We start from the raw sequence: 1,225 nt of genomic DNA, 5'->3' as shown, positions 1-1,225 counted from the left end.
AACCGCTTCTACCGCAACTTTGCCGCCACCCATCTAGCCGATATCTATCTCGACATTGCCGACCAAGTCAAATCACGATACCACGGCATCAGTAAAGTTGCCGAAAAAGGAACGGGGCTGGGTGCAACCAAAGGCAACGCCATGAGCCTGCTCTCTACCACAGATGCCATCATCGACAGCATGCTTACGGACATACGCGCCGCAACCCATTCCTGCCTGCTGGCCTTTTACATTATCGAGCCCAAAGGTCGCATCGAAGAAATTTTAAATGAAATTCTTGCCGCCGCAGATCGGGGCGTTGACTGTGCCATTCTGGCCGATGCCGTCGGCAGCAGGAGCTTTTTTGAAAGTGACTGGGTAGAGATACTGCGCCAAGCAGGCGTTGAAGTACATACCTCATTACCTGTCGGCATCTGGCGTACACTATTCACGCGCACCGATCTGCGCAACCACCGCAAAATCCTCGTTATCGACAGCAAAATCGGTTACACAGGCAGCTTCAACCTTGTCGACCCCCGCTATTTCAAACAAAACTCCGGCGTCGGAGAATGGGTAGATGTCATGATGCGCTGTACAGGGCCTATGGTTTTGGAACTGTCTGCCGTCTTCTTCGCAGACCTTGCCGTCGAAACCGATGAAAACCTCCAAAACGTACAAACATACCTCAATCAAGCCCAAAGCCTGCTGCCCCAAATCCTTCCTGAAAAAATGCAGCAAGGCAATATTGTTGCCCAAATCATTCCCTCCGCCCCCGAGCAAAGCAGTTTCGTCATCTACGAAACCATCATTAGCGCCATCTATGCCGCCACCAAACAAATCACAATTACCACCCCCTACTTTGTCCCCGACGAGCCGCTTCTCATGGCGTTAACCGTCGCCGCCAAACGCGGCGTCAAAGTAACCCTGATACTGCCTGCCAAAGTCGATTCACTAATGGTACGCTACGCCTCACGCGCCTACTACCCTATGCTACTGGAAGCCGGCGTCAAAATCGCCATGTTTGAAGGTGGGCTTTTACATGCCAAAACCTTGACCATAGACGAAGACTACTCCCTCTTCGGCACGGTCAATATGGACATGCGCAGCTTCTTCCTCAACCTCGAAATCAGCCTCGCCATCTACGATCGCGACACCACTAAACAAATCTGCCACCTACAGCGCAGCTACCTTAAAAACAGCATCTATATTGCCATCAAATCATGGCAACAACGCTCCAAACTCCGCG

1 protein-coding gene is annotated in these 1,225 nt (G+C 51.7%); it reads left to right on the top strand.

The window, feature by feature from the left end:
- Positions 1 to 1,225, top strand: a 1,225-nt coding sequence (gene cls, locus ACTHS3_RS13680; protein ID WP_440368214.1) for a cardiolipin synthase, incomplete at both ends; no start/stop codon positions are given.

It is taken from the genome of Neisseria sp. P0009.S007, from assembly GCF_051962515.1.
This window is presented reverse-complemented; position numbering and strand designations above follow the sequence as displayed.